The sequence below is a fragment of the Pseudomonadota bacterium genome, assembly GCA_039714795.1.
Taxonomy (GTDB): Bacteria; Pseudomonadota; Alphaproteobacteria; order JAGOMX01; family JAGOMX01; genus JBDLIP01.
The window spans coordinates 1-3,547 of sequence record JBDLIP010000149.1 but is presented as its reverse complement, the minus strand read 5'-3'; the positions used below and the strand labels follow the sequence as shown (position 1 = coordinate 3,547).

Below are 3,547 nucleotides of genomic sequence, written 5' to 3'. Positions count from 1 at the left end.
CCTTGCCACTTACCATAGCTATAGACGCCTCTAGCTTCGTCTTACTGCTGTGTTGTCTGCGAATTTTTCCCATTTTCATTCTCCTGAATTGTTACGGTTGTACAACAAACCCAGGGGCTGAAAAACTCACTTATTCAACTGTCCAGTTTTTGGGGTGCAGCGCCGATAAAGCGCAGGAATCCAGGTGTTAGAGCAGAAAAAGGATTGACAGTGATTTTGGGGGATTTGGTTGATCCCTGAAGTGTATAAGAAATTCCCCAAATGCCACCCTGTTCTCCACCCAATAACTGTCCCACAATGGGTATTTTGAGCAAGAATATGTTAACAGCGTTGTAAGGCAACACGGCCCCTTGCAGTTTTACAGTGTCCTCATTTTTGTCGACTCGCCCTTCAACGGTAAACCCCAAAGATGTTCCAGACGCGCGACCCTCTTTCAAAAGGATTTTACCGTCGTGCCATGCAAATTTTGATAGAAATGAATCAAAACTAATGGATTTGCCAGAAAGGGCTTCAAAAAGCCCAAAAGGTGAGGCCAGGGACAGAAGTTGTGTCATGATAGGGGCTTCTGTCAGATAGAACGGGCCAACGCTGATGGTTCCTTGCCAGGAGCCATCAGCATATTTTTCACCCAAGATTTTCATTTGTCCTTGGTGGGTGGAGTCACTGATACCTAAAAGATAGAGGACAGCTCCAGCATTATTTGATTGGATACGCAACTTATCTTTCGCATTTGATGGTGTGCGAATGATTTGCAGAAAGTTGTTTTTGCTTTTGTTTTTTTCCTGGGTTTGACCAGGCAAAGTTCCTGAGAGATGAATATTTCGCCACTCTTTTTGGTAGTGCTGCAAGTGCCCCTGGACATCGGAGAGAAATCTTTGCTCCCCCAATTTAACCTTTTCAAGATTGACATCAATCTGGACAGAAAACGGAAAATCTAGATCTTTTTGATCAGCTTTCTGGTGTGCAAGAAATGGCTCAAGGTTAAGTTGATGACCTTGCAATTCTATGCGAAACACTCCATTGGATTCTTGCTGACCGTTTACCTTTATGTCAGTTGCGTAAATGTTTAAAGGGTCGCAGTGTAGTGCTTTTATCTGCGAAGTTGTTGGATCCATTTTGACCGATGCGCGAATTTTTACATGATCACCCGTAAGGTGAAGGCGTGGAATCTCCACAATTGCATCTTTTTTTAATTTGATCAGAATATCAGCAGAACAACTATCACCAATTGGTTTGATTATTGTGCTGTTTGGCAAATCAATAGTTGCTTCTTTCAGATTGGCTTTGACCTCTAGCGTAGAATTGTCATTTTGGTACTTGTTGAGTGTCAATTGGAAAGAAGATTTACCTGAAAGGTAACCAAGGAGCAAATTTTCTAATGGCTTTCCCTCAAGTACAGATTTGATTTTATACTGGCAGTGCCATGTTTTGGTTGGGGTAAATTTTTCTGTCCATACCAAATCTGTTGGCATGCCGTTTAATTTAGCTTTACCAGAGACTTGTAATTGTTTCTTGGAGACTTCAAGGGCAATACTACCCTTACTGAGGTGAAATTTAGGCCCCGTATTACCAGAGATCAATATGTTGGGGATATCTACATTTTTTAATTTTGATGTTGCCTTTACATCAACTTTATCTGTCGTCAGCGTTGTCTCAACAGGAAAGGCAAAATGAACGTGGGTAACCCCTTGTCCAGAGACCTTGTTAACATCAACACCAAATTTCTTTGCCAGACCTAGCGGTTGTGTATCAATGATTTTTAGCGCATTCTTTAACGAACCATCAATATCAAGATCAATGGTCATATCCTGGTCCTCTTCATCAAGATCGGTAATCGTCATATCTCCTTTGAGGATTTTCAGGTCTTCAAGTGTTCCAGATTGTGTTTGGATGTAGAAATTCTTTTGATCAAAGGTTGCTTGGCCATCCACGTGTGTTACTTTGGGAAAACCTTCAAAATAGTCAACAGTCATATCAGAAAAGAGAATTTTTCCGCCAAGGTTTTGTATCTGGATTTGGTTGTTGGACTGCGTCAAATCTAGTTTTAGATGGGCGTCAATATTAGCACGCGAGACTAAGCCATCGGATAGATTGTGCAAAACCCAGTTGCGAGGCAGGGGAGTTAAGAATTCTGGCCACAACGTTTGCAGTCGGTTAAAAGGGAGCTGTTCAAGTGCTGCTTGGAGGTTCAATTGAAAAATCCCGAACGTCTTTGCGTTTTCTTCAGGATGTAAAGTACCCGAACATGTGATTTGTGTTCTATTAAACTTTGCTGAGGCATTGAGGCTCATATGCAAACTGATACGTCCAAAGTGCATATTCACATCGTTCAAGGTCCAGCTTGTGTTGTGTGTTTGATCTTCAACAATAACGGTACTGCCTAGAATACGAATATGTTTGAGTGAGTTTGATTGTGCAACCCATTTGGACAACTTGCCCCAGTCGGTGGGGACAGAGAGAGAATCTGGGTTTCCGGAATTAAAATCAACGCTAAATATCCCTGCTTGGTTTTTGGAAACTTTTAGTTTTGAGCCATACAATGTGATGGCTCGGGGCAAGAACTCTCTAGTAAAGATTGACTTTGTGCTAAGCTGAAGTTCCATTTTTGGTACAGAGAAAATGGGTGCATGAGTTTTTGTACCTAAAATTTTGACATCTTCAGCTATTAGAATCAGGCGGAATTTTTCTCGGCTGCGTGTAAGTTGTAGTTTGCCAATGCGGACTTTTAGATTCGGAACAATTTTAGCAAGGCTTTGTTCAATATTGGGTTTGAGGAAACTAAGACTTAGGGGGCTGTAGGTCAGCTTAATCATCAAACAAGCGACACCAATTGTTGTCGCAGCAAAACCTGCTACAACCCCCCAAAATACCAAGCGGTACAGTACTTTACAAAAGGAAAACAAGTAGCAAATACTCATGACACCCTAAAATTGATAAAAAGCACGATATTGTATGCATAACAATCGTAAACTCACTATGCGACTTTTTAGGCCAGCCTGCAAGAGATAAGTGGCGCCATTAATTTCAGGCGCCACTTTCTCCGTTAACATCTTAGGCTAGGCTTTGTTGTTTAAAGGTGGTGTGGGAAGTGGGGGGTGCACATGTGATCCTATAGGATGCAGTATGCCAAAGTCTTCAGAGATCACGATCCAGGAGGGGCCAGACTCTTCCAAGGACGGTTCAAACTTTCCCAACACAAACACCAGTTTGCCTGCCAGCAAACAACTTGCGGCGTATTCTACCAATGATTGATTTTCGACAGCAACGCGGTATTTAAAAAAATGTTTGCTGCCAGCTACAGGAGTGAGCAGAGTAAAAGTGGCCAATCGTTCATTCTTGTCCTTAAAGACAACATTAACGTCTTCTTCAAGCCGGCCAGTAAGGTAGATGTGGTTGCAAAAATACATAAGTTTCTCCTTTTTCTAAGAGTTGTTGCACAAACCACAACCGATTAAGGACGCTAGGAAAAATAACCTTTACAATTACGTCTCGTTATTGGGCTTTATGGTGTAATTCCAGTCGCCATGAAACTCCTCTCTTTCAATAT

Annotated in this window: 2 protein-coding genes; both read right to left on the bottom strand. The window is 41.8% G+C overall.

Annotated elements, in window-relative coordinates:
- Positions 1-134: 134 nt before the first annotated feature.
- The gene (locus tag ABFQ95_08055) at positions 135-2,918 is read right to left on the bottom strand and encodes a DUF3971 domain-containing protein (GenBank protein MEN8237471.1); all 2,784 of its coding nucleotides are present in this window, start codon (positions 2,916-2,918) and stop codon (positions 135-137) included.
- A 138-nt stretch (positions 2,919-3,056) separates the two neighbouring features.
- Complete coding sequence (locus ABFQ95_08050; protein ID MEN8237470.1) at positions 3,057-3,407, bottom strand: hypothetical protein; 351 nt, start codon at positions 3,405-3,407, stop codon at positions 3,057-3,059.
- Positions 3,408-3,547 lie beyond the last annotated feature (140 nt).